Annotated in this window: 20 protein-coding genes; 7 read left to right on the top strand and 13 right to left on the bottom strand. The window is 64.6% G+C overall.

Features of this window, described 5'->3' with window-relative positions; all coding sequences use genetic code 11:
• Positions 1 to 14: 14 nt before the first annotated feature.
• From J2R76_RS15185 to J2R76_RS15200, 4 genes are all read right to left on the bottom strand, one after another.
• On the bottom strand, positions 15 to 1,355 hold the full coding sequence (locus J2R76_RS15185; protein WP_076826995.1) for a TRAP transporter large permease: 1,341 nt from the start codon (positions 1,353 to 1,355) through the stop codon (positions 15 to 17).
• Entirely contained in the window at positions 1,352 to 1,936 is a 585-nt protein-coding gene (locus J2R76_RS15190; RefSeq protein ID WP_076826996.1) for a TRAP transporter small permease, read from the bottom strand. Before J2R76_RS15190 ends, J2R76_RS15185 begins: the two co-directional genes overlap by 4 nt.
• 153 nt (positions 1,937 to 2,089) lie before the next feature.
• Positions 2,090 to 3,091 carry a TRAP transporter substrate-binding protein gene (locus J2R76_RS15195; RefSeq protein WP_057017493.1) on the bottom strand — a complete coding sequence of 334 codons (1,002 nt, stop codon included), beginning with the start codon at positions 3,089 to 3,091 and terminating at the stop codon, positions 2,090 to 2,092.
• 154 nt (positions 3,092 to 3,245) lie between these two features.
• Entirely contained in the window at positions 3,246 to 4,949 is a 1,704-nt protein-coding gene (locus tag J2R76_RS15200) for an IlvD/Edd family dehydratase (protein WP_076826998.1), read from the bottom strand.
• 172 nt (positions 4,950 to 5,121) lie between these two features.
• Here J2R76_RS15200 and J2R76_RS15205 point away from each other — a divergent pair, with 172 nt between their 5' ends.
• Together J2R76_RS15205 and J2R76_RS15210 are read left to right on the top strand one after the other, a co-directional pair.
• Positions 5,122 to 5,814 carry a GntR family transcriptional regulator gene (locus J2R76_RS15205; RefSeq protein ID WP_057017495.1) on the top strand — a complete coding sequence of 231 codons (693 nt, stop codon included), beginning with the start codon at positions 5,122 to 5,124 and terminating at the stop codon, positions 5,812 to 5,814.
• A 37-nt stretch (positions 5,815 to 5,851) separates the two neighbouring features.
• Complete coding sequence (locus J2R76_RS15210) at positions 5,852 to 6,418, top strand: invasion associated locus B family protein (protein ID WP_141340326.1); 567 nt, start codon at positions 5,852 to 5,854, stop codon at positions 6,416 to 6,418.
• Here the strand turns inward: J2R76_RS15210 and J2R76_RS15215 are convergent, their stop codons facing one another.
• The gene (locus J2R76_RS15215; protein ID WP_050384739.1) at positions 6,419 to 7,240 is read right to left on the bottom strand and encodes an NAD(P)-dependent oxidoreductase; all 822 of its coding nucleotides are present in this window, start codon (positions 7,238 to 7,240) and stop codon (positions 6,419 to 6,421) included. It lies immediately after the preceding gene.
• Between the two features lie 113 nt (positions 7,241 to 7,353).
• On the opposite strand from J2R76_RS15215, the gene J2R76_RS15220 reads away from it, so the two are divergent.
• The gene (locus tag J2R76_RS15220; RefSeq protein WP_076827002.1) at positions 7,354 to 8,316 is read left to right on the top strand and encodes an SMP-30/gluconolactonase/LRE family protein; all 963 of its coding nucleotides are present in this window, start codon (positions 7,354 to 7,356) and stop codon (positions 8,314 to 8,316) included.
• Positions 8,317 to 8,535: 219 nt separating this feature from the next.
• Here the strand turns inward: J2R76_RS15220 and J2R76_RS15225 are convergent, their stop codons facing one another.
• Positions 8,536 to 9,969 (bottom strand): aldehyde dehydrogenase family protein, encoded by a 1,434-nt coding sequence (locus J2R76_RS15225; protein ID WP_076827004.1) that lies wholly within the window; start codon positions 9,967 to 9,969, stop codon positions 8,536 to 8,538.
• Positions 9,970 to 10,260: 291 nt separating this feature from the next.
• Entirely contained in the window at positions 10,261 to 12,627 is a 2,367-nt protein-coding gene (locus J2R76_RS15230; RefSeq protein WP_076827006.1) for a transketolase, read from the bottom strand.
• Between the two features lie 131 nt (positions 12,628 to 12,758).
• Here J2R76_RS15230 and J2R76_RS15235 point away from each other — a divergent pair, with 131 nt between their 5' ends.
• Positions 12,759 to 13,220: an Lrp/AsnC family transcriptional regulator gene (locus tag J2R76_RS15235; protein ID WP_016841346.1), complete on the top strand. Its 462-nt coding sequence runs from the start codon at positions 12,759 to 12,761 to the stop codon at positions 13,218 to 13,220.
• Between the two features lie 742 nt (positions 13,221 to 13,962).
• Here J2R76_RS15235 and J2R76_RS15240 read toward each other — a convergent pair.
• Positions 13,963 to 15,135: a fumarylacetoacetate hydrolase family protein gene (locus tag J2R76_RS15240; protein WP_057017502.1), complete on the bottom strand. Its 1,173-nt coding sequence runs from the start codon at positions 15,133 to 15,135 to the stop codon at positions 13,963 to 13,965.
• A 148-nt stretch (positions 15,136 to 15,283) separates the two neighbouring features.
• On the opposite strand from J2R76_RS15240, the gene ppk2 reads away from it, so the two are divergent.
• From ppk2 to J2R76_RS15255, 3 genes are all read left to right on the top strand, one after another.
• Entirely contained in the window at positions 15,284 to 16,216 is a 933-nt protein-coding gene (gene ppk2, locus J2R76_RS15245) for a polyphosphate kinase 2 (RefSeq protein ID WP_057017503.1), read from the top strand.
• 152 nt (positions 16,217 to 16,368) lie between these two features.
• Positions 16,369 to 16,791, top strand: coding sequence for a DUF6294 family protein (locus J2R76_RS15250; RefSeq protein ID WP_057017504.1), 423 nt, complete (start codon positions 16,369 to 16,371; stop codon positions 16,789 to 16,791).
• A gap of 173 nt (positions 16,792 to 16,964) precedes the next feature.
• Complete coding sequence (locus J2R76_RS15255; RefSeq protein ID WP_076827009.1) at positions 16,965 to 17,843, top strand: transporter substrate-binding domain-containing protein; 879 nt, start codon at positions 16,965 to 16,967, stop codon at positions 17,841 to 17,843.
• Between the two features lie 162 nt (positions 17,844 to 18,005).
• Here J2R76_RS15255 and J2R76_RS15260 read toward each other — a convergent pair whose 3' ends face one another.
• From J2R76_RS15260 to J2R76_RS15280, 5 genes are all read right to left on the bottom strand, one after another.
• Complete coding sequence (locus tag J2R76_RS15260; protein ID WP_016839817.1) at positions 18,006 to 18,674, bottom strand: amino acid ABC transporter permease; 669 nt, start codon at positions 18,672 to 18,674, stop codon at positions 18,006 to 18,008.
• Positions 18,675 to 18,732: 58 nt separating this feature from the next.
• Positions 18,733 to 19,992 (bottom strand): FAD-binding oxidoreductase, encoded by a 1,260-nt coding sequence (locus J2R76_RS15265; protein WP_057017507.1) that lies wholly within the window; start codon positions 19,990 to 19,992, stop codon positions 18,733 to 18,735.
• A gap of 4 nt (positions 19,993 to 19,996) precedes the next feature.
• Complete coding sequence (locus J2R76_RS15270; RefSeq protein WP_076827011.1) at positions 19,997 to 20,755, bottom strand: SDR family NAD(P)-dependent oxidoreductase; 759 nt, start codon at positions 20,753 to 20,755, stop codon at positions 19,997 to 19,999.
• Positions 20,756 to 20,862: 107 nt separating this feature from the next.
• Entirely contained in the window at positions 20,863 to 21,945 is a 1,083-nt protein-coding gene (locus tag J2R76_RS15275; RefSeq protein ID WP_141340327.1) for a zinc-binding dehydrogenase, read from the bottom strand.
• A gap of 117 nt (positions 21,946 to 22,062) precedes the next feature.
• On the bottom strand, positions 22,063 to 25,950 hold the full coding sequence (locus tag J2R76_RS15280) for an autotransporter domain-containing protein (protein ID WP_141340328.1): 3,888 nt from the start codon (positions 25,948 to 25,950) through the stop codon (positions 22,063 to 22,065).
• Positions 25,951 to 26,052: the final 102 nt, after the last annotated feature.

The following is a 26,052-nucleotide window of genomic DNA, read 5'->3' on the forward strand; positions in this document are numbered from 1 at the left end:
GCGCGACGGACCGGCTAGTTCGGACAGATATAGCCGGTGCCGCCGGGTGCCTTGAAACAGCCGACCGATTCCGGGATCACCTGCTTGGGCAGCCACAGCACGACCTTCGGAAAATAGATCGTGAAGCAGATCGTGACCAGGAACACGACATAGATCGGCAGCGCCGCCCGCAACGCTTTTGCAAAACTGATGCCGACGAATTTTGAGGCCATCAGCAGCACGAGCCCGTACGGCGGCGTGATCAGGCCGAACGCCAGCGTTGCGATCAGCACCACGCCCATATGCACGCCGTTGATGTCGCCCGCCTGGGTCAGCGCGTTGACCAGCGGCATGAAGATGATGATGGTCGGCACCGGCTCGATGAAGTCGCCGACCACGGTGAACAGCAGCACCATCAAAAGCATGATGAGATGCGGGTCGTTGCCGGCGATCGAGGTGATCCAGTCGGCGATGTAGATCGCGCCGCGCAGATAGGCCAGCATCCAGCCGAACGCGTTCGCGGCACCGATCGTGATCAGCGGCAGCGAGAAGATCAGGCCGGCGAGGCAGAAATCATACGGGATCTTCTTCAGGTGCCCGCGGTTCAGCGCCGGGATCACCACGACGATGATGTAGGCGACCGCGACGACCCCGGCCTCGGTCGGCGTGAACCAGCCGGTCAGGATGCCGCCCAGCAGGATCACCGGGATCATCATCGGTAGCGCCGCGTCACCGGCGGCGAACGCAACCTGGCGCAGCGGCGCGCGCGGCTTGCGCAGGCCCGAGGGACCGAAGAAGTAGCAGTAGATCATCAGCCCGAAGCCGATCATCAGCCCGGGGACCACACCGGCCATGAACAGCCCGGCGATCGAGACATTGCCGACCGCGCCATAGACCACCGCCGTGATGCTCGGCGGCACCAGCGCTGCGATCGTCGACGCCGAGGCGATGATCGCGGCGATGAAGGCCGGCTCATACCCTTCCCGCCGCATCGGCCCGCCGAGCGCCCGGCTCATGACCGCGACATCGGCGGTGGTCGAACCGGACATTTCCGAGAAGAACATGCTGAAGACGACAACGACCTGCGACAGCCCGCCCCTGATGTGACCGACCAGCGAGACCGACAGATTGGCGATGCGGACCACGACATTTGCCGAGCTCATGAGCTCGCCGACCAGCAGGAAGAACGGGATCGCAAGCAGCGCCTCGGAATCGACGCCGTCGAAGACCTTCTGGATGATCGCCGCCAGCGAGACGTCTGATAGCACTGCGCCGACGAACACGCCGGCCATCAGCGAGAACGGCACGGGCACGCCGAGATAGCCGAAGAACAGGAAGCAGAACGACATCAGCGCAAGCACGACCGGTGCGCTCACGGCTGCACTCCCGTCGTCGCGCGGGTATCGATCGCAGGAATCGGAAGGTGGTCATCCGGCGGCTCCGGATGGTCGAAGCCATTGCGGATCCCATTGACGAGCTGCTCGATCGTGAACAGGCCGATCAGGATGCCGGACAGCGGGATCACCGCATAGAGCGAGGCGATCGGCGTACCGGACGGCAGGCGGAAGCTGCCGAAGCCTCGGAGGTAATTTTGATAGCCGTACCAGACCAGGCAGAAGGCGACACCCAGCACCACCAGACGGATGACGATCTCGACGATCAGCCGCGACCTGCCATGCAGCGCTTCGGAGATCGCGGTGAGATAGAGATGGTCGTTGCGCCGTGTCGCGACCGCGGCCCCGATGAAGATCGCGTAGATGAACAGCGTCGAGGTCACCTCCTGCAGCCACAGCCAGGGATGACCGATGGTGCGGGTGACGATATCGGCGGTCACCGACAGCGAGAAGCCGAAGCACAGCAGGCCGCACAGCATCATCAGGATCAGCTCGAGCCGGTCGAGCGCCCGCCATTTCAGATGCCGCTGCCGTTGCAGCACCAGTGTGTCGGCGATGGCCATCGAATGCTCCGTCCTCGTATGTCGTCCCGGCGAAGGCCGGGACCCATAACCACCGGCGCCTGATGCTTTGAGAAAGAACGGCGGCCCGGTGCTTCAATGGACGAGCCGCGGCGTATGGGTCCCGGCCTTCGCCGGGACGACGCAGGAAGTGGGCTAGTTGACCGCGCGGATCAAATTCTTAATCTTCTCCGCATGCGGCCCGAGATCCTTGGCGAGCTTGTCGAGATAGGGATCGGCGATCGCGGTAAAGCTCTTCTTGTCCACATCCTCGACCACCTTGACGCCGAATGACTTCAGTTTTGCAGCCGCATTCTTCTCCAGTTCGAACGCCTTCGCCGGCTCCTTGGCGCTCACCTCGGCGGCCGCTGTCGTCACCCAGGCCTTCTGCTCGGCTGAAAGGCTCTGCCACAGCCTGTCGCTGATGAACAACAGCGCATTGTTGGCCTCATGCTCGGTCATCGAGAGCACCGGCGCGACTTCGTAGTGCTTATTGACGAGGTAAACATTCACGCTGTTTTCCGCCGCCTCGACGACGCCGGTCTGCAGCGACGTGTACACGCTGCCGAACGGCATATGGACGGTTTGCGCGGCGTAAGCCGGGAAGATCGTGTCTTCCGTAGCCGTCGCCTGAACGCGAATCTTTACACCCTTGAGGTCGCTGACGTTGTGGATTTCCTTCCTGGCGTAGATGCTTCTTACGCCTTGGCTGCCCGTCGCGATGACATGAAGGCCTTGCGACGTGTCGTCGATCATCGCCTTGATCGCGTCAATCACCTTCTGATCGGCAAGGGCCTTCACCACATGGTTGGCGTCGCGGAACAGGAAATGCAGCGACATCACACCGGCCTGCGGCGAGATAGTCGCGGTGTTCGCCGACGAGATGATGGCGAATTCAATGTCTCCGGATTTCACGAGCTGCAGCAGCTGCGGCTCCTGTCCGAGCTGCGCTCCCGGATACTGGTCGACGATCATGGTCCCCTTGCTCAACTCCTTGAGCTTGGCGGAGAACATGTCGTAGGCCACGCTGTATCCGGTGTTGAGCTGCTGATCGTGCGCGAAGCGGTAGTGCTTGACTTCCTGCGCGCCGGCGCCCGCGGAAAGCAGCAGCGCTGCCGCGGCCATGGCAATCCCGACGATCCTGGCTGAATAGCCCATCGCGACGTTCCCCCTGTTTTTAATTGAGGGGGATCATCCCACCAGTCGCGCAGGATTGTCAATAAAACAGAGGCAATCAGCTCGTCGTAGGCGACAACGAGCACCACATCGCAGAAATTATCGACAATTCAGCAGATGCGCCGAACTTTGCAAGCTACTTCCCCTTGGCGCGCATGAAGTCGAAATCGCAGCCCTCGTCGGCCTGCAGGATGGTGTCGTTGAAGAGATGCGCGTAGCCGCGCTTGGCCCAATCGGGCGAACCGGCCGGCGCGAGCGCGTCGCGGCGCTTCTGCAATTCGGCCTCGTCGACCAACAGATCGATGCTGCGCTTGGCGACATCGAGCCGGATCATGTCGCCGTTCCGCACCAGCCCGAGCGGACCGCCGACCGCGGATTCCGGCGTGATGTGCAGCACGATGGTGCCGAACGCGGTGCCGCTCATCCGCGCATCGGAGATGCGGACCATGTCCTTCACGCCGGCGCGCGCGAGTTTCTTCGGGATCGGCAGGTAACCCGCCTCCGGCATGCCCGGCGCGCCCTTCGGGCCGGCATTGCGCAACACCAGCACGTCGTCGGCGGTGACATCGAGCGCGGGATCGTCGACCCGCAGCGTCATGTCCTCGACCGATTCGAACACCACGGCGCGGCCGGTGTGCTGCAATAGTTTCGGGCTCGCCGCCGACTGCTTGATGACGGCACCGCGCGGCGCGAGATTGCCGTGCAGGATCGCCATCGCGCCTTCGGATTTGATCGGGTTCGCCTTGGAGCGGATCGCGTCCTGCCCCGGCACATCCTCGGCATTGGCGACGACCTCGCGCAAGGTCTGGCCGGTGATGGTTTTGGCATCGAGATCGATCAGGTCGCCGAGCTGTGCCATCAGCTTCGGCACGCCACCGGCGTGATGGAAATGCTCCATGTAGTGTTCGCCCGAAGGCTTGAGGTCGACCAGCACGGGGACCTCGCGGCCGAGCTTGTCGAACGCCTCGAGGTCGATCTTGTGCGGCGAGCGGTTGGCGATCGCCGTGAGATGGATCAGCCCATTGGTCGAGCCGCCGATCGCCTGCATGACGACCTGGGCGTTGCGGAACGAGGACGGCGTCAGGATCTCGCTCGGCTTCGGTCCCTTGGTCTTCGCCATCTCGGCGGCGACGCGGCCGCTGGCCTCGGCGGAGCGGAAGCGTTCGGCATGGGGCGCCGGGATCGTCGCGCTCATCGGCAGCGACAGGCCGAGCGCCTCGGTGATGCAGGCCATGGTGGAGGCAGTGCCCATCACCATGCAGGTGCCGACCGAGGGCGCGAGGCGGCCGTTCACCGCCTCGATCTCGTTGTCGTCGATCTCGCCGGCGCGATACTTGCCCCACAGCCGGCGGCAGTCCGTGCAGGCGCCGAGCACCTCGCCCTTGTGATGGCCGACGACCATGGGCCCGACCGGAATCACCACCGTCGGCAGATCGGCGCTGATCGCGGCCATGATCTGCGCCGGCAAGGTCTTGTCGCAACCGCCGATCACGATCACCGCATCCATCGGCTGGGCGCGGATCATTTCCTCGGTATCCATCGCCATCAGGTTGCGCAGATACATCGAGGTCGGGTGCGCAAAGCTCTCCGCGATCGAGATGGTCGGGAACACGAACGGCATCGCGCCCGACAGCATCACGCCGCGCTTCACGGCCTCGATGATCTGCGGCACGTTGCCGTGGCAGGGATTGTAGTCGCTGTAGGTGTTGGTGATGCCGACGATCGGGCGATTGAGCGCATCGTCAGAATAGCCCATCGCCTTGATGAACGCCTTGCGCAGGAACAGCGAGAAGCCGGCGTCACCATAGCTTGTCAGTCCCTTGCGAAGTCCGTCGGCCATTTTCTTCTCGTCCCGTGGTTGTTCGGCCGCACTTAAGGAGCGGCAGGAATTATTGTCAATATGAGATAATCCAGTCGCGGCGGGTGGCTGGTCTGCGGCAAAATCGCCCCCATTATTGACAATAACCGTGGCGCCATGCTGACCTCAGGCACCGATCCAAAGCCGAGAGCGCATGACAGCCGAGCCCACATTGCCCGAACTCCAGGCCCCCTCGCGCGAGGAGGAACAAGCGGAGGTGATCCGCCGGCTGGAGGAGGACATCATCTTCGGCCGCTTCGCGCCCGGTTTGCGCCTGGTCGAGGATAACCTGATGCAGCGCTACGGCGCGAGCCGGCATTTCGTCCGCCAGGCCCTGTTCCAGCTCGAGCGCCAGGGCATCGTGCTGCGCGAGAAGAATGTCGGCGCCACGGTGCGGTTCTATTCGGCCGAGGAAGTGCGGCAGATCTATGAGGTGCGCGAGATGCTGACGCGGCAGGCCGCGCTGATGATCGCCCTGCCCGCGCCGCAAAGCCTGATCGACCAGTTGAGCGAGCTGCAACGGCACTACTGCATCAAGGCCGAGGCGCAGGACATGCGCGGCATTCACGAGACCAACGATGCGTTCCACCTCGCGCTATTCTCCGCCTGCGGCAATCCCTATCTGGTCCGCTCGCTGCAGGACTACATGAACCTGACGCTGCCGATGCGCGCCAAGAATCTCGCCGACAGCGAGGGCCTTGCATTGTCGCGCCGCCAGCACGAATTGATGATCGAGCTCTTGAAGGGCCGCGACAGCTGGGCGCTGGCGCAGCTTTGCGTCGATCACATGCAGTACAGCAAGGCGGATTATCTCGTCCGCATCTCCAACGACAAAAAGCCGCAATAGCGCGATACGCGGCGGCCTGCTCGTGAAGGAGACGGCGATGCGCTATGTGGCTATATTCCTTGGATCGTTCACCGTGCAGCTTGCGCTCGGCGGCGTCGGCGAAGCGGCCGATCCGCGCGCGACGCAGCTCACCTACGAGCCCTGGACCAAGACGTGCCTGACAGAGGCGAGCTGCTTCGTCGGCGCCGCCGCGCGCGGTCAGTGCTCGCCATCGGGCGGCACACTCAGCGTCTCGCCGCAGAGTAGCAAGCGCGCGATCGTGAGCGCCAATGTCGGAACGCGGACCATGCTGGAAGGCACGATCAGCCTCCGCATCGATCAGGACGAGCCGATCCAGATCGCGAGGCCGCATTGCTACACGCTCGGCTGCGGCGGCACGCTCGAGGCCGACGGCGAAATGATCGAGCGGCTGAAGCACGCGCAGACGATCGCTGTCGAAGCCAAGAACCTCACCGGGCAGACCATAAGCCTCGCCTTTCCCCTCACGCACTTCGCCGAGACCTTTGACGGGCCCGGCAGCCCGCCCAAGACATCCGGGCAAGGTTCGAAGGAGGCGCAGCAGCACACCGAATCCGTGAAGCAACTGCCGCAATGCGAGGATTGATCACTTCTTCCAGTCGATCACCCTCTCCTTGTCGCCGTCGAACTCCATGCTGCAGAACGCGCCGCCCTGGTAATAGTCGCCGACCGGATCCGGCGGCAGCTTGGCCTGCTCGGCCATCGCGTGCTCGCGGAAATCTTCAGCCCTTCCGGTCGGACGATAGCCGAGATCGTAGGCGCGGTGATTGTCCCACCACGAGCGCTCATTGTAGGACGCGCCGTACAGCACCTCGAAATGGATGTCGGGATGCTCGAGCCCGATGCGGCAGAGCTGGACGAGGTCTTCCGGCTTGAGCCAGATCGAGAGCCTGCGGTGGTCGAGCGGCGCCTCGCCGAAATTGCCGATCCGGAGGCACGTGACCTTGATGCCGTGCTTGTCGGCATAGAGCGCGCCGACGCCTTCGCCGAACACCTTGCTCACACCATAGCGACTGTCCGGCCGCGCGGTGACGTCGGTGCCGATGCGGTGATGACGCGGATAGAACCCGACCGCGTGATTGGATGAGGCGAAGATCACGCGCTTGACGCCCTTTTTGCGCGCCGCCTCGAACAGATTGTAGCAGCCGATGATGTTGGACTGCAGGATCGCGTCCCAGGGGCCTTCGACCGAATAGCCGCCGAAATGCAGAATGCCGTCGACGCCTTCGCAGATCGCCTCGACCTGTGCGAGGTCGGCGAGATCGGCCGCCTTGAACTTTTCGTTGCTGCCGAGATCGGAGGGCTGCTTGATATCGCTCAGCAGGAGATCCGGATAGATCGGCGGCAGCAGCTTGCGCAGGCTCGTTCCGATTCCCCCTGATGCGCCGGTCATCAATATGCGTGGCATGCCGTCCCTCTTCTTTCCTGATTGCTGCGATCGAATTGCGGTCGCAGGCCGACAATGATAGCAAACCAGGCGCTCAAGGAAACACCATCGAAACACAACAACGAGAACAGCAAATGTCCGATGTTCATTCCGCCGGCTGGCGTCCCGCGACCTGCTATCCCGATCCCGCGATCCGCGCGCTCGATCCGCGTTTCGAGAAATACTGGCTGAAACTCTCCGCCGTCGAGCGCATCGCGACCGGCCTGCGCTGGGCCGAAGGTCCGGTGTGGTTCGGCGACGGCCGCTATCTGTTGTGCAGCGACATCCCGAACCAGCGCATCCTCAAATGGGAGGAAGAGACCGGCGCGGTCAGCATCTTCCGCAAGCCGTCGAACTTCGCCAACGGCAACACCCGCGATCGCCGGGGCCGGCTGATCACCTGCGAGCATGGCGGCCGCCGCGTGGTGCGCACCGAATATGACGGATCGATCACGGTGCTGATCGACTCCTTCGGCGGCAAGCGGCTGAACTCGCCGAACGACGTCGTGGTGAAATCCGACGGTTCGATCTGGTTCACCGATCCGATCTTCGGCCTGCTCGGCAACTACGAAGGCTACAAGGCCGATCCCGAGATCGAGCCCAACGTCTACCGGCTCGATCCCGAAACCGGCAAGGCCACCATCGTCGCCGAGGGCGTGCTGGGGCCGAACGGGCTGTGCTTCTCGCCGAACGAGAAGATCCTCTACGTCGTCGAATCCCGCGGCGAGCCGAACCGCAAGATTCTCGCCTATGACGTCGCAGCCGACGGCAAGACGATCTCCAACAAGCGCGTCTTCATCGACGCCGGCCCGGGCACGCCCGACGGCATGCGCTGCGACATCGACGGCAATCTGTGGTGCGGCTGGGGCATGGGTGATCCCGAACTCGACGGCGTCGTCGTGTTCGCGCCCGACGGCGTCATGATCGGCCGCATCGCGCTGCCGGAGCGCTGCGCCAACCTCTGCTTCGGTGGCGTCAAGCGCAACCGCCTGTTCATGGCGGCGAGCCAGTCGATCTATGCGCTCTACGTCAACACCCAAGGCGCGCTCGGCGGCTAGCCCGGCCGTCATTGCGAGGAGCGAAGCGACGAAGCAATCCATCTGTCCGCCCGTGAGGAGAGATGGATTGCTTTGCTTCGCTTCGCTCGCAATGACGGCGAGACTGCAACCTTCATCTTCGCAAGATTCGCACTCTTCAAGACCTTGCGCCCCCAAAATGGCTAACGCCGGAGCAGTTGCCTGCCCCGGCGCCAAAAGTCGCGTCTCTCGTGGCTCGGCTTACGCGGCGTTGTAGCCGGCGACCGCCTTGGCCTCGAGATATTCTTCCAGACCGTAGCGGCCCCACTCGCGGCCGTTGCCGGACTGCTTGTAGCCGCCGAACGGCGCGGTGCGCTCGTTCGGCACGCCCTGCAGGTTGACGTTGCCGGCGCGGATCTGGCGGCCGACGCGGCGCGCGGTTTCCACGGTGTCGGCGGAGACGTAACCGGCGAGACCATACGGCGTGTCGTTGGCGATCTTCACCGCGTCGGCTTCGTCCTTGGCGCCGAGGATGGTCAGCACCGGTCCGAAGATCTCTTCGCGGGCGATCGTCATGTCATTGGTGACGTCGGCGAAAATGGTCGGACGGACATAGAAGCCCTTGTTGACGCCCTCGGGCAGGCCCGGGCCGCCGGCGACCAGCGTTGCGCCCTCGTCGATGCCCTTCTGGATCAGCGCCTGGATCTTGTCCCACTGGCCGCGGTTGACCACCGGACCGATCGTCGTGCCGTCGGCACGCGGATCGCCGGCCTTGGTCTTGTCGGCGACGCCCTTCGCGATGGCGGCCACTTCCTTCATCTTGGAGAGCGGCACGATCATGCGCGACGGCGCGTTGCAGGACTGGCCCGAGTTGTTGAACATGTGCATCACGCCGCCGGTCACCGCCTTGGTCAGGTCGGCACCGTCGAGGATCACGTTCGGCGACTTGCCGCCGAGCTCCTGGCTGACGCGCTTCACGGTCGGGGCCGCACGCTTGGCGACGTCGACGCCGGCGCGGGTCGAACCGGTGAACGAGATCATGTCGATGTCCGGGTGCTCGCTCATCGCCGCACCTACCTCCGGGCCGAGGCCGTTGAGCAGGTTGAACACGCCCTTCGGCACGCCGGCTTCATGGAGGATTTCCGCGAAGATCAGCGCCGAGGTCGGGGTGAACTCCGACGGCTTCAGGATCATGGTGCAACCGGCGGCAAGCGCGGGCGCGACCTTGCAGGCGATCTGGTTGAGCGGCCAGTTCCAGGGGGTGATCATGCCGACGACGCCGACCGGCTCGCGCACGATCACGGCGGTGCCCATGGTCTCCTCGAACTCGTACTTCTTCAGCACTTCGAGGGTGTTCATGAGGTGGCCAAGGCCGGCGCCGGCCTGCAGCTTCTCGGCCATCGGCAACGGCGCGCCCATTTCGTCGGAGACGGCGGCGCCGATCTCCTTCATGCGGCCCTTGTAGACCTCGACGATCTTGGTGAGCAGCGCGACGCGCTCCTCGCGGCTGGTCCGGGAAAAGGTCTCGAAGGCGCGCTTGGCGGCGGCGACTGCCTTGTCGACATCGGCCTTGGAGCCGAGCGCAATCTCATACATCGCTTCTTCGGTCGCCGGATTGACGACCGGGGTGGACTTGCCTTTGACGACGGGATCGACCCAGGCGCCGTCGATGTAGAATTGCATGCGATTGACCATCGGAAACCTCTTGTACGGGGCGTATGGAATGGGGAACGAAAGCGTTCGGCAGGCATCCTTGCACGAAAGCCCGGCGAATTGAACCCGCCATATGCGGGACGCGGCTCGTGCGCGCGAACAGCATATAATGTCGCTATCGCGCAGGTGGCAAGGTTGGTCTCGTCGCCCCGGCGAAGGCCGGGGCCCATAAACTCCGCCGGCAATTGGTAAAGGGTGCTGTTAGAACGAGTCGCGTTTACTTGCTGCCAGTTGTGGTAATGGGTCCCGGCCTTCGCCGGGACGACGATGTGGCTACACCGCCATCTTGCGATGCCGCACCGGGGCGCCGACCGAGACGCTTTCCGCCGCGTCGATGATGGCGTTGGCGTCGATGCCGTAGTGGCGGTAGAGGTCGCCGATCGTGCCGGTCTGGCCGAAATGCTCGACACCGAGCGCCTCGACACGGTGGCCGCGCACGCTGCCGAGCCAGCCGAGCGTTGCCGGATGGCCGTCGATCACGGTCACAATGCCGCAGTCGCGGCCGAGCGGCGCCAGCATGCGCTCGATATGACTCAAATGCTGCGCGCCGCGGCGGTCGCGGCGCAAATTCCGCGCGGCGGACCAACCCGCATAGAGCCGGTCGGCGGAGGTGACCGCCAGCAGACCGACGTCGCGGTGGCTCTCGCCGATCAGGCCGACCGCCTCGATCGCCTCCGGCGCGACGGTGCCGGTATACGCAATGACGATGTCGCAGTTCGGACCCGGCTTGCGCATCCAGTAGGCGCCGTCGGTGATGTCGCGCTGCAGGTCCGGGGTCATGATCCGTTGCGGCTGCTCCAGCGTACGCGTCGAGAGTCGCAAGTAAACCGAACCACCCTCGGCGCCCTCGCGCTGCATGTGGCCGAACCCCCAGCCCATGATCACGGCAAGTTCATCGACGAAGGCCGGATCGAACGAGGCGAGCCCGTCCTGCCCGATGCCGATCAAGGGCGTCTTGATCGACTGATGCGCGCCGCCTTCCGGCGCCAGCGAGATGCCCGACGGCGTCGCCGCCACCATGAAGCGGGCATCCTGGTAACAGGCATAGTTCAGCGCATCGAGGCCGCGTTCGATGAAGGGATCGTACAGCGTGCCGACCGGCAAGAGCCGCGCGCCGTTGATCTGGTGCGACAGGCCGAGCGCCGACAGCATGATGAACAGATTCATCTCGGCGATGCCGAGCTCGAGATGCTGTCCCTTCGGCGAATATTCCCAGGTGTAGGCCGACGGGATCTTCTCCTGCCGGAACAGGTCGTGGTTCTCCGCCTTCGCGAACAGGCCGCGGCGGTTGACCCAGGCGCCGAGGTTGGTCGACACGGTGACATCGGGCGATGCGGTGACGATGCGCGAGGCGAGTTCGCTATCGCCGCGCGCCAGCTCGTGCAGCACGAGACCAAAACCCTGTTGCGTCGACATCTGCGCCGAGGCCTTGAAGGCCAGCCGTTCCGGCACGTCGATTTCTGGCGCCGACAGGCGGCGGCGCCCCTCGCGGTTGAACGGCGCCTCGGCCAGGAAGGCCTCGAGCTTCGCAGGCTCCTGCGAAAGGCCCTCGAACTTGTCCCACTCGTGGCCGGGGCGGATATTCTGCGCGGCGCGCCATTTCTCCATCTGGGCGACCGTCATCAGGCCGGCGTGGTTGTCCTTGTGGCCCTGCATCGGCAGGCCGACACCCTTGATGGTATAGGCGATGAAGCAGACCGGCCGATCATGGTCGATCGCCTCGAAGGCCTCGATCATGCTCGCCATGTCGTGGCCGCCGAGATTCGACATCAGCGCCAGCAACTCGTCGTCGCTGCGGCGCTCGATCAGCGCCGACACCTCGCCCTGGTCGCCGATGTCGTCGCGCAGATGCTTGCGGAACGCGGCGCCGCCCTGGAAGCAGAGCGCGGCGTACATCTGGTTCGGGCAGTTGTCGATCCAGCGCCGCAGCGCCTCGCCGCCGGGCTCGGCGAACGCCTCGAGCATCAGCTTGCCGTACTTCACGATCACCACGTCCCAGCCGAAGTTGCGGAACATGGTCTCGAACTTGGCCCACAATCCCTCGCGCACCACGGCGTCGAGCGACTGCCTGTTGTAGTCGACCACCCACCATGTGTTGCGCAGGCCGTGCTTCCAGCCTTCGAGCAGCGCCTCGAAGATGTTGCCCTCGTCCATCTCGGCGTCGCCGACCAGCGCGATCATGCGGCCCTCCGGCCGGTCCTGCAGCCAGCCATGCGCCTTGACGTAATCCTGCACCAGCGAGGCGAACAGCGTCTGCGCTACGCCGAGGCCGACCGAGCCGGTCGAGAAGTCGACGTCGTCGCTGTCCTTGGTGCGCGAGGGGTAGGACTGCGCGCCCTTGTAGCCGCGAAAATTCTCCAGCTTATCGCGGGTTTGGTGGCCGAACAGATACTGGATGGCGTGGAACACCGGGCTCGCATGCGGCTTCACCGCGACGCGGTCCTGCGGGCGCAACACCGAGAAATAAAGCGCCGACATGATGTTGGCGAGCGAGGCCGACGAGGCCTGGTGGCCGCCGACCTTCAACCCGTCGGTAGAGGGCCGCACATGGTTGGCGTGATGGATGGTCCATGACGACAGCCACAGCACCTTGCGGGCCAGGGCAGACAGCATGTCGAGGCGTTCGGGCGCGATTCCCATGGCAATGCTCCGGGCGATATGCCGGAATGTTACTGCCGCAGGCGGCGGCGAAAATCTCAATTCCACGCGACAGCACAGCAAAAATTGGGATAAATTCCCACGATCCGACTTCAACTAACGAGTTCATCCCAATGCCTGCCCTCGATGCCATCGACCGCAAGATCCTGAGTCTGCTCCAGACCGACAGCCGCATGACCATGCAGGAACTCGCCGACAAGGTCGGGCTGTCGGTGTCGCCCTGCCACCGCCGGGTCAAGCTGCTCGAGGAGCGCGGCGTGATCTCTCGCTACATCGCAACCGTCGACCAGAAGTCGATCGGGCTGCACGTCTCCGTCTTCATCTCGATCAAGCTGGCGCGGCAGAAGGAGGAAGACCTCAACCGCTTCGCGCGCGCGATCTCGAAATGGGACGAGGTGCTCGAATGCTACCTGATGACCGGCAACCGCGACTATCTGCTGCGCGTCGTCGCCGCCGACCTTTCCTCCTACGAGGCATTCCTGAAGAACAAGCTGACCCGGCTCGACGGCATCGCCTCCATCGAGTCGAGCTTTGCGCTGAGCCAGGTGAAGTATTCGACGGCGTTGCCGGTGTGAGGGCGTTGGTTGGTCACTCGAATGACGCCAACCCCACAGTGTCGTCCCGGCGAAGGCCGGGACCCATACGCCGCAGCAGTTGTTGTGAGAGGGACTCGCCGTTGCAGCATCGCTTAACAATTTGCATTTGGGGTTATGGGTCCCTGCTTTCGCAGGGACGGCACTGAGTGTGTGAATCGTCCGAGCTTTGCATCTCGTTCCGTTTTGCAAAAGAGGCTTGCGCCGTCGGGCAACTCAGTGATTGGCGCTGGCGCCCTGCCCGGCTGGACGGCCTCGCCGCGACAACCAGGCTACGGCGCGATCCATATCCCAATCACGATGATGGCCAGTGATACGGCAATGACCAGCATATCGGTGGTGAGCCAATCGGGCATTCCGTTTGATGGCTGCTCGCTCATGTCCGCGACTCCTTCTGTTCGCGTCGAGCCGATATGCTGGAGCGGACCGGCGCGAACGAGGATGAACTGGTTCACATAAAGCTAGGAAAAAGCGGCAAATTCCGCGTGTTTTAACGCGCTCAAGTTGCGCCACACGGTCGATCTGCCGCGCAGGTTTCTGAACATGTTCGACAACGCCGCCGCTTCGGCACAGTCACCATCGTCGTCGTTCAACGCGCTGCGAGAGGCGGCTGAACGTCACCGGATTGTCGGCGCAACCCGGCGCCGACCTGCCGCGCACGCGACAGGCCGCACACGGCCGACGAAGCAGCCGAGGTAGTGGAGTCGCCGTCCCGTCCCGATCCTCACAGCACCTTGCGCTGTGCGAGGTTCTTCATCAGCGCACCGACGCCGAAGGTCCAGGGCTCGCATTCGTCGCTATTGCGCATCCGGTTGACCAGCTTGCCGAGCTGTGGTGCGGCGATGGTCACGATGTCGTCGCGCTTGTGGGTAAAGCCCTCGCCCTTGGCATCGCGATCCTTGACCGGCGCGAACATCGTGCCGAGGAACAGCGCAAATCCATCAGGATATTGATGCACGGGGCCGATGGTCTGGGCGACCAGATCGGTCGGGTCGCGGCTGATCTTGCTGATCGAGGAATGGCCCTCGAGCACGAAGCCGTCCGCGCCAGTCACGGTCAGGCCGACATCCATCTTCCTGACATCGTCGAGCGAGAAGGTCTGGTCGAACAGCCGGAGCAGCGGACCGATCGCGCAGGACGCGTTGTTGTCCTTGGCCTTCGACAGCAAGAGCGCCGAGCGCCCCTCGAAGTCGCGCAGATTGACGTCGTTGCCGAGCGCGGCGCCGACGATCTTGCCGGCGGCGGAGACAACAAGCACGACCTCCGGCTCCGGATTATTCCAGGTCGACTTCGGATGCAGCCCGGCATCCATGCCTGATCCGACCGAGGACAGCGTCGGCGCCTTGGTGAACACTTCGGCGTCGGGACCGATGCCGACCTCGAGATACTGGCTCCAGGCATTCTGATCGATCAGCACCTGCTTCAGTTTCATCGCCTGCTCGGAGCCGGGCTTCAGCTTGGAGAGATCGTCGCCGACCAGGCGCACCACCTCCTTGCGGATCGCGTCCGCCGAGGACGGATTGCCGCGCGCCCGCTCCTCGATCACGCGCTCCAGCATCGAGATCGCGAAGGTGACGCCGGCGGCCTTCAGCACCTGGAGATCGACCGGCGCCAGCAGGTGCGGCCTGGCCTTGTCGCGGCTGTCGGGCGGGGTGTTGGCGAGGATCGCCTCGAAATCGCCGATCCGCTCGCCGCCCGTGGCGCGCAGCGCGGCCGCGGGATCGCTTTCCTCGCAGAGCGCGCTCACCGTCGGGAACCGCGCCGTGACATCGAACACACCGTCTGCCCGCACCGCGACGACGGCCGGCCCGCCGGCCTGCGGCAACCAGACCCGCCCGACCAGCGTGCCGGCGGTGCCGTCCTCCGGCAGGACGTCTTTTGGCGTGAGCGAAATCATCGGCACATCTCCCTTTTTGGTTTTGTCGGCTTGTTAGCACAGTCCGCCCGGCGGCGTGAAACAGCGGTCACGGCATTGTCATAGAGGGGTAACATCGCCCGTCAATGCTGCCGTCCGATCCATCTAACACACTGAAAGACGGACCTTCATGACGACCTCCGCCCTCACCGACGAAGCCTCCCGGGATGAAGCCTTGCGCGCCCGCATCCATCAGGAGATGGCCGACAGCCTCGACGAGGAACTCGAGCTCGAGCTCGACGACGTGAGGCTCGACGAGCTCGACCATGACGGCGCCGCCGGCAGGCCGTCGATCGACCGCAAGTTCTATTTCCGCGAATTGCTGCGGCTGCAGGGCGAGCTGGTCAAGCTGCAGGACTGGGTGCAGCACGAGAAGAAGAAGGTCGTCGTGCTGTTCGAGGGCCGCGATTCCGCCGGCAAGGGCGGCGTGATCAAGCGCATCACCCAGCGGCTCAACCCGCGGGTCTGCCGGATCGCGGCGCTGCCGGCGCCGAACGAGCGCGAGCGCACGCAATGGTACTTCCAGCGCTATGTCTCGCATCTGCCGGCCGGCGGCGAGATCGTGCTGTTCGACCGCAGCTGGTACAACCGCGCCGGCGTCGAGAAGGTGATGGGGTTCTGCAGCGACGAGCAGTATGAGGAATTCTTCAACTCGGTGCCGGAATTCGAGCGCATGCTGATCCGCTCCGGCACCGTCCTCCTGAAATACTGGTTCTCGATCACCGACGAGGAACAGGCGTTCCGCTTCTCGATGCGGATCCAGGATCCGCTGAAGCAGTGGAAGCTGAGCCCGATGGACGTCGAGGCGCGGACCCGCTGGGAGCTCTACACCAAGGCGAAGGAAACGATGCTGGAACGCACGCACCTGCAGGACTCGCCGTGGTGGATCGTCGATGCAGTCGACAAGAAGCGCGCCCGGCTCAACTGCATCTCGCATCTCTTGAGCCTGATCCCCTATCAGGCGGTCACCCACCAGCCGGTGGTGCTGCCGCCGCGGGTGCGCAACCCGGACTATCACCGCGGCCCGATCCCGCAGGAGATGTACGTGCCGGGACGATATTGATTCTGGGCACGAGCACGCTCTGTCCTCCCCCGCTTACGGGGAGGATCACTAAATCGCGATTGGAGATTGTGAGGCAGCTCACTGGTCCTTTTGCGCCCTCCCTTTAAACCAGAGGTTGCTCGCAATTCGCGGGCTAGAAGGAGGCGTACGCTATGTTGAAAGAACATCTTGAAAGCAAAAGCTCGGCGACCGACCAGCCAAAAAGCTATAAGGGTGTTGCGACACATGCTATCCAAACCCTTGACCTCAGTTGGAGCGCGCCTATTCGTTACGGCGATTGCAAGCTGTCCGGCTTCTTGAACGGCACCCTGAACAACGGCCCCACTCTCAGGCTTCGTTCTGACGGAACAGCAGAATTGCTGGCAAAATTTTTCTCGACCGACGACGGTGATGTTTGGGTTATCGATCGTCTCGTTCTTTTGGACATTCACGGGACGGTGCTTTTTCAATTTCCACACCTTTCAAGTCCAGAAACCCAGACAGACAACCAAGTGCTCGATTGGGTAGCCGAACTGAGCTTCCCCGCCGTTTTCTTTTCTTCGGTCACAGGGGCGAACATGACCTATCGTTGCTAACCCCTAAGGGCGCGGTTCGCGGCTTATTCGACCTCCCCCACAAGCGGGAGAGGTGAAGTCCGGCACGTAGGCGACCGCGCCCTCGCCTTGCCTACCAATGGTGCAGGCGCGCGCACTTGCTGGCACCGGATACCGACGCTAGGCTTCCCCCGATCTGGTGCAGGGAGGCCCGCTTGACTCAATCCGACGACATCAAAATCTCCGAAGATCGCCGCGACGCGCTGCGCTATGCGCTCGGGATCGGCAGCGGCGCGGCGCTCGCGGCCGCGATGGCAACGCCGGCCTCGGCGCAGACGCCAGCCGACAACACGCTGGATCGCATCCGGGCCAACAAGGTGCTGCGGATCGCGGTGCTGCCGGGCGAGCTGCCCTATTTCAACAAGGACCTCGCGTCGGGCACCTGGTCCGGCTTCTCGATCGAGATGGCCAACGACCTGGTCAAACTGCTCGACGTCAAGCTGGAATATGTCGAGTCGACCTACGGCAATTCAATCCTTGATCTGCAGGCCAACAAGATCGACCTCGGCTTCGCGCTCAACCCGACGCCGCAGCGCGCGCTGGTGGTCGATTTCACCAATCTGGTGTTCCCGCATCCGTTCGGCGCGATGCTGAGGAAGGGGCTGGAAGCCAAGACCTGGGCCGACATCAACAAGCCCGAGGTCAAGATCGCGGTCGACGTCGGCTCGGCCAACGAGGCGGTGGCGCGCCGCTTTGCGCCGAACGCCACCATCAAGTCGCTGAAGTCGCGCGACGAGGTGATGCTGGAAATGTCGTCGGGTCGCGTCGATTGCGTGGTCAACGCGCTGGTGCTCGGGCTGACCGCGATCGCCAAGAACCCGAACCTCGGCACCTACAAGATCCTGGCCTCGCCATCGGTGACGATCGCGAGCGGCACGGCGGTACGGCGCGAAGCCGACAAGCGCTGGCGCGATTTTCTCTCGGTGTGGATCGACTACAACCGCGGCATCGGCCAGATGCGCGAATGGTTCGTCAAGGGCCTCGGCCTTGCCGGCGTCAAGCCCGAGGATGTACCGGTGGAGTTGAGTATCTGAGGCGATTGCCGAGACGGCAGTGATCTCCCTCTCCCGCTTGCGGGGAGGGCCGGGGTGGGGGTGTCGCCACAAGCGACACCCTATGTATGGAGAGAGCCCCCACCCGGATCGCACCTAACGATGCGATCCGACCTCCCCCGCAAGCGGGAGAGGTCAGGCAACTCACACCTTGTCGTAGGTCAGCCCGCGCTCCAACCGCCTCGCCACCAGCGTCGACGGGAACAGGATCGCAAAATAGATCAGCGCCACGATGGTGTAGACCTCGAGCGGCCGGTAGGTGTCGGCGTTGATCAAGGTCGCGTTGTAGACGAGATCGGGTACCGCGATGATCGAGACCAGCGAGGTGTTCTTGAGCTGCGTGACCGACTGGTTGACATAGGGCGCCATCATCGGCTTCAGCGCCTGCGGCAGGATCACGAGCCGCATCAGGCGCCAGCCGCGGAAGCCGAGCGCCTTCGCCGCGTCCCACTGCCCGACCGGCACGCTCTCGATCGAGCCGCGCACGATCTCGGCGTAGAATGCGCCGCCATAGAGCGACAGCACGCTGACGGCGGCGACATGCGCCGGGATGTTGACGCCGATCACGACCGGAAACGCGTAGTAGAACCAGATGATCTGCACCAGCAGCGGCGTGCAGCGGAACAATTCGATATAGGCGATCAGGAGCCAGTCGATCACGGGAATGCGCCGCAGCCGCAGCATGCCGACGATCAAGCCGATCAGGGTCCCGAGGATGATGGTGCCGATCGTGTAGGCGATGGTCCAGCCGAGCCCGAGCCAGAACAGATGGCTGTACTTGGCAAGGATGCCGAAATCCCAGACGTAGTTCATCCTGCCCCTCGGTTGCCGCGCGCTTGATCGCCAAGCATTGCAGGCGGTCTCGCGCGAGTCACGCGATATACCGGGCGGGCGAAAATGCCCGCACCTCGAACGGCGGCGCATCGCCCGCGATCATCGCCGCAATTGCGGCGCCCGTTCCGGGGCCGGTGGTGAAGCCGATATGCTGGTTGCCGAAGGCGAACCAGAGCCCGCGATGTCGCGGCGCCGCGCCGATCATCGGCAGGCTATCGGGCAGCGTCGGCCGCGCGCCGCGCCAGCGCTCGCCGACCGCATCGCCGAATTCGACTACGCTGCGCGCCATCGGCACCACCGCCTCGAGCTGCGAAAAATTCGACGGCGCATCGCGCGCAGTGAGCTCGACGCCGCTGGTGACGCGAACGCCCTGCTCCATCGGCGTCATCAGAAAGCCGCCCTCCGCATCATGGATCGGCCGCAGCAATTTGCGTGCCGGGTTCGGCACGAAATGCTGATGATAGCCGCGCTCGAACGCCAGCGGCACGCGATAGCCGAGCGGCTGCAGCAGCTCGGCCGACCACGGCCCGAGCGCGACCACGACATGGCGCGCGGCGATCTCGCCGTCGGCGAGCTGCACGCGCCAGCCGTCGCCGTGCGGCTCGATCCGCCGGATTCCGGATTGCCTGATCGTGCCCCCGCCAGCGGCGAACATCTGCGCGTAGGCCTTGACCACTGCGCCGGGTGAATCGACCGATGCCGTCTGCGTGTGCAGCAGGCCGACGCTATAGGCAGGAATGATGTTGGGCTCGAGCGCGGAGATCGCCTGCCGATCAAGCACCTCGCTCCGGATGCCGAACTCGGCGAGCGCTGCCTGCTCAGCCTGGGCGGCGGCGAGCCCGTCGCTGCGCCAGGCCTTGAGCCAGCCGGTTTCGCGGATGCGATGGCCGGCGCCGGCCTGCACGATCCAGTCGCGATGCAGCTTCAGCGAGGTCCTGATCAGGCCGTGCAGCGCGGCGGCGCGCGGTTTGGTCTGCGACGGCGTTGCCGCCGCGAGGAAGCGGATCACCCAGCCGGTATTGGCGAGCGCCCACGCAATGTTCCAGCGCAGCGCCGGATGCGCGTTGGTCAGATATTTCGGCAGGTTCTTCAGCAGCGACGGCGTATTGAGCGGCAGGATCGAGCCCGAGGAGATGATGCCGGCATTGCCGTAGGAGGTTTCGCTGCCGGGCTCGCGGCGATCGACGACGACGACGGAGAGCCCGCGCTGTTGCGCGGCGAGGCCCGCCGAGACGCCGACCATGCCGGCACCGAGCACCGCAACATCGACCTGCTCTGTTGGTTCGCCCTCGCTCATGGCGTCACATCAAGGTCAGGCCGCCATCGACCGGCAGCGTCGCGCCAGTGACGTGGCATGCTTCCGGCGACAGCAGGAAGGCGACGACGGCCGCGACCTCGTCGGCCTCGGCCAGCCGCTGCATCGGATTGGCCTTTGCGACGCTCTCCCAGGTCGCGGTATCAAGCGCGCCGAACAGGCCGGGATCCTTGCGGGTGTAGCCCGGCATCACGGCGTTGGCGGTGGCGCCTGACGCGGCGAGCTCGATCGCGAGCGACTTCACCAGCACCTCGAGCGCGGCCTTCGCGGCGGCCGATGCCGGATAGGTGGCGCCGGGCACGAAGCGATGCGGCCCGAAGCTCGACACCGCGACAACGCGGCCTTGCGCGCTGCGCGTAAGGTCAGACAGCGCCGCCGCCGCGATTTCATGGAAGGCCGCCGCCATCACCGCGAAGGCGCGCTCCAGCGCCTCGCGCGGCAGGCTTAAGAATTCGCGCCGGTCGGCAAAACCCGCGGCGTGCACGATGGCGTCGATCGGACCGAACGCGGCCCGCGTTGCCGCGACCAGCGCGGTGCCGGCGCCGGCCTTGGCGAGATCGCCGGTGCTCACCTCGACCTTCGCGCCCTTGCTGCGGCATTCCTCCGCGACCGAATTCAGCCGCGCGAGGCCGGCGGCCTCGACGCCCTGTCCGTGCAGCATCAGGGATTGAGCGGGGCCGGCGAGCCGGCGCGCGACTGCGGCGCCGATGCCGGAGCCGCCTCCCGTGATGATCGAAATTCGCATGAGGTACGTGCTGTCAGTGCGATACGAGACAGCGAACTATAGATTCGGCGTCACGAAATGCAAACCGCGCCCCTGGCCATCAGTTTAGCGCCGCGTTCAACGCCAGATCAGCGCCACGGCTCGACCAGGATCTTGGTGTGCGCCTCGGGATTGGCGAGATCGGCAAACGCCTGCGCGACGCCGTCGATGCCGACGCGGCCAGTGACCAGCGAGGCGGCATCGACCTGGCCTTCCGCGATCAGGCGCAGCGAATAGGCGAATTCCTCGGGCGTGTAGCCGAGCACATATTGGACGTTGAGCTCCTTGATGATGCCGAGCATCGGCTCGGACTTGTCGGTCTCCATGCAGACGCCGACCACGACGACACGGGCGCTGCGCGGGGCGCCCTCGAACACCTGCTGCAGCACGCCGGGCACGCCGACGCATTCGAAGATCAGCGCAGGCTTCAGCGGCGGCAGCAGCGCCTGCATCGGCGGACGCGCCGCCTTCTCCGCATCGGTCATCTGGGCGTGCTCGGCCCAGCTCGCATAGGGCTGCGTCCTGGCGGGATCGACCACCACATCGGCGCCCATCTTCTCGGCGAGCAGGCGCCGCGCCGGCGAATAATCCGCAGCAACGATCGGTCCGAGCCCCCTGATCTTCAGCGCCGCGATCACCGCCAGCCCGACCGGTCCGCAGCCGATCACCAACGGCACCTCGCCGCCCTGGATGTTGGCCATCGCCACCGCATGCACGCCGACCGCAAGCGGTTCGGTGAGCGCGGCGTGCTCGGCCGCAAGCCCGTTCGGCACTTCGAGCAGCAGCGGCTCGCTGAGCAGCATCTGCTCGGCATAGCCGCCGAGATAATCGTTGGAATAGCCGATGCCCTTCGGGCCCTCCGGCGTCAGCAGCGCCGGCAGCGAGCACACTTTCGTCCCGGGCTTCAGCTTGCGCGTCGTGTTCGGGCCGTAGTCGAGGACCTCGCAGCAGAACTCATGGCCGAACACGACGTCGCGCGACAGATCCATCGGCGTGCGACCGGGCAGGAACTTGCTCAGCTCCACCATGCGGTCGGCATGCTTGCGTGCGTGCAGATCGGAACCGCAGATGCCGCAGGCGAGCGATTTGACCAGCACCTGGCCGGCGCCGGGCTTCGGCTCGGGCACCCGGTCGACGACAATCTCGCCGTTCCTGAAGATCGCTGCGCGCATATTCCCTCCCGCGTGGGTTTTGTCCCACTCATTTTGATGCGTATTTCGTCTCGCGAAATGCTGTCGCGGATCAAGTCCGGGACAAGCTTTCGCCGCAGGAGGCTATAGCACGGAGGGTCACCACGTATAGCGCATAACGCCCTTGCCGGCGTAAGACTGTGTCACGTTGGAGAATTCGCCCTCGAAGGTCGCGGCGGCCGACCAGCCGTTGCGCCACTTCAGCTCGGCGGAGGCGGTGGTCAGCGCCGAGTCGCTGGCCTGCGCCGCGCCGTTGACCATGAAGGCCGCGCCGGGCAGCGTCTGGAACACCGCACCAACGGCGCGGTCCGGATTGAAGTCGTGCGCCCAGGCAACGCGGCCGCGCAGCGTGAAGATGCCGCCGTCAATAACGAACGATTTGTCGGAGCGCAGACCGAGTTCGCTCCGGACGTCGGTGACGCTCTTCGCGGCATAATTCAGCGCGAAGGCACCGCCGCCGGAGACCACGCTCTCCGCATAGGCCGGCAGCTCGAAGCTCGTGAACTGCGCCGCCGCATAAGGCGTCAGCCCGATCCACGGCGTGGCAGTGCGATAGCCGCCCTCGAGCCGGCCCGACCAGGCATTGGCATTGAAGTTGGCGCGCAGATGATCGGCGCCGGCCGCGGCGACGATGCGATCGGTGGTGACATCCTGCCAGCCATAGGCGAGCGCCGCGCTCAAGTACGCCGCGCCGACGCTGTGGCGAACGAACGCACCGGCCTGGAACAGATCAGAGCGGCCCCAGCCGAGACCGTTGACGCTGAAGCTGCTCGCGCCGCCGGCGAGCGCAAAGCCGGCAATGGTGTTCGGCGAGAAGCGGTAGTCGGCGCCAACCGCGGTGCCATAGAGGCTGCTGCTGGTGTTGTTCGAGCCCAGCACCGCATTGCCGCTGGTGGTCTGCGAGCCGCCATAGCCCGCCGCCCATACGCTCCAGCGCTGCTCGAAATCGACCAGTCGCGACGGCGCCTTGGTGTAGATCGCGGCCAGCGCATCGCGCGGCTCGCTCTGGCGCGCCGCATAGGCGAGCGGCATGCTCTTCTCGGCGAACGGCGTCGCCCCCGCGCCGCCGCCAAACCCACCATCGCGCCCGGCGACGAACGGATCGGTCAGCAGACCGAGGAACAGGCCCATCGCGTTGAACGTCGCCTGCTGCGAACCGGTCGCGCCCTCGCCCGAGGCCTGCGTCAAGCCGGCCGGCGACAGCCCGGCGAACACCGCGTTGATACCGCCATTGGCGTTGAAGAAGTTCTGCAGTGTGGCGGCGACGTTCTGCTGATTGACGTTCAGCTTCGACTTCGCGCCGTAATCGAGCGTGAAGTTCAGATAGGTGTTGCTCGCGTCATAGCCGAGCGTCGCGACGAGGTTCGACGGCAGCCCGGTTGAATCGATACCGGCGAACGTGCCGTTGCGGCCGCCGGCCGCCGACAGGATGGTGTATTGCTTGGCAATCGTACTGCCGGCGGCGACGCTGACGCCGACCGATCCGGCCAGCGTCGCACTGCCGCTCACCTTGGCCAAGGTGGACGCCGTCGAATTGAGCCCGACGAGGTACAGTGCCCCCGACTGGAAGGCGAGGTTGCCCGCCACGTTCAGGGATGTGCCTGGTGTCGCGTTGCCGGGCATCAGGATGCCGCCGCTTGCAATCGTCGTGTTGCCGACGGTGCCGATGCCGGAGAGCGCGCCGCCGGCATTCACCGTGGTGAGGCTCGACGAGGCGATCGAGCCGTCGACCTGCAGGATGCCGCCATTGACGACGGTGGTGCCGGTGTAGGTATTGGTGCCCGACAGGGTCAGCGTGCCGCTGCCGGTCTTTTCAAAATTCGCCGGACCGGTGCGACCGCCGCCGAAACAGCCACAGATATGGAATGGGTTCAACGGATCGAAGTCGGCAAGCACGCCGCTGAGCGTCGTCGAGAGATTATTGCTGCCAACGGCGAGGGTGTTGCCTGAGCCGATATAATAGAAGCCAGAGCCTGCGATCGAACCCGCGGTGATGCGCCCGTCGCCGTTCAGCCCCGTGCTGAGCGAGAAATCGACCAGTCCGGTGCCGTTGGTGATGAACTGTGCGTTGCCGCCGGTCGCGTTGTTGAAGAACTTAATGGTACTGCCGGCTTCAGTGGTAATGGTGGCGTCGCCCGCGGTAGCGAACGCCGTGAAGATGTGTTGGCTGCCGGCCTGGTTGTCGATAATCGCATTGCCCGCGGTGGCATAGGCATCGAACTGGAAAACGCCGCCAGCCCGATTGACGATCGTCGCGTTGGCCGCGGTCGGCGCCTCTACCGGGTTGATACCGACAGATCCGAAATAGAGCACGCCGCTGTTGTCGAAACTGGCGTTCGCCGCCGTGCTGTTCTGAAAAAAGGCGACCTGACCGCCCGCGAGCGTAACGATGGTTGCCGAAGCCGCAGATGAGGACTCGAAAAACTGCGTCGAGCCGCCATTGGTGCCGTTGGTGATGGTGGCCTGCCCTGCATTGGTGTGGCCCAGAAACACCGCGGCGCCGCCGTTGGAGTTGTCGATCACGGCCTTGGCGGCCGTGCTGGTGTCGGAGCCGCCGGGAGGACCAAACGCGTCGCCGAACACCACAATGCCGCCGTTGGTGTTGGTGAACCTGGCGTTGCCGGCAGAACTGGTGTCGCGGAACACTGTGAGCGCACCATTGGTGTTGCTCACGGTGGCATTGCCAGCGGTGCTGCTGTCGCGAAACTCCGTAATGCCGAAATTCTGGTTGACGATCGTCGCCGTCGACGCCGTGGTGGAATTGTAGAACGTCGTGGTGGCGATCCCGTTGAAGCCGTCGTTGACGATCTTGGTGATGCCCGCGGTGTTGGCATTCACGATGTCGAACTTGCCGTCGACGGCGACCTCGCCGACGATCGAAGCGGTGTGGCTGGCGTCGCCGAGTTGCAACGTCGCGCAATCGCAGATCGTGGTGCCGCCGGTGTAGGTGTTGGTGCCGAGCAGCACGACGCGGCCGAGGCCGCCTGAATTATCCAGCACCGTCAGCTTGCCGGGGCCGTTGCCGTCGGCGATGTTGCCGGCGATCGTGAGCGTCACGCCATTGGCGTCGATCGCGCTGCCGATCGCCGACGTGTTGATCTTGAAGTTGTTGCTGAAAGTCAGGTTGATGAGGCCGTCGGCCTGAAACGAGGCATTGTCGAGCGTGACGGTGCCTGACCCGACCGAACTGTTGTTGCTGACGACAACGGTCGTATCGACCACCAGCGTGCCGCCGGAATAGGTGTTGGCGCCGGAGAGCTGCACATTGGAGAACGCGGACGCCGACGAGTCGATCAGGCGCAGAACCCCGGCGCCGACGCCGTCGGCGATCACGCCCTGGAGATTGACCTGGGCGCCGTTCGCATCGACCGTGCCGCCGGCCGCATTGACCGCGATGTTGTTGGCGAAGGCGACGCTCGAGACCGTCGGCGACTGCATCTGGAACGTGCCGCCATTGAGCGTGATGGTGCCGGTGCCGACCGAATCCGCATTCGTCACCTGCACGGTCCCGGCGGAGATCAGCGTGCCGCCGGAATAGGCATTGGTGCCCGCGAGCACCAGCGTGCTATTGCCGAGCTGCTGCACCATCGCCGGACCGCCAATGCCGTCGGTGAGGTTGGCGTTGATCGTGATGGTCTGGCCGTTGTTGGCCTGGTTGATCAGGCCGCCGGTCGGCCCGGACAGGCTGAAGCCAACCGGGTTGCCATTGATCGTGTAGGATTGCGAATTGGCGGTGAAGCTCCAGGACCCCGGCAGCATCAAGCCGGGCCCGATGGTGACCGTCGCCGATCCCGATGAATCGAAAATGGCTGACTGGTTCGGGAGGATCGGCGGCGCGCCGGCCGACGTGGTCGACCAGTTGGTCGGGAGTTCGTAGACATCGGTGCTCGTCGAGCTGCCCGTGCCGCCCCAAGTGTAGCTTTGCGCTTGTGCCGAGCCGGTCGGCAACTCGATTGCGCTGGTCAGGGCGCAGAGTGCCAAGGCCATCGCAGCGCGAGACGACCGACCGCCTGACAGGAAAAAGAACGAACCAAAATGCACTTACCCGCCCCCCAAACGCTCTGCGGCGCCCTTGGGGCTAGGGTTAGC

The sequence above is a fragment of the Bradyrhizobium sp. USDA 4532 genome (assembly GCF_024171315.1).
Lineage (GTDB): Bacteria > Pseudomonadota > Alphaproteobacteria > Rhizobiales > Xanthobacteraceae > Bradyrhizobium > Bradyrhizobium australafricanum.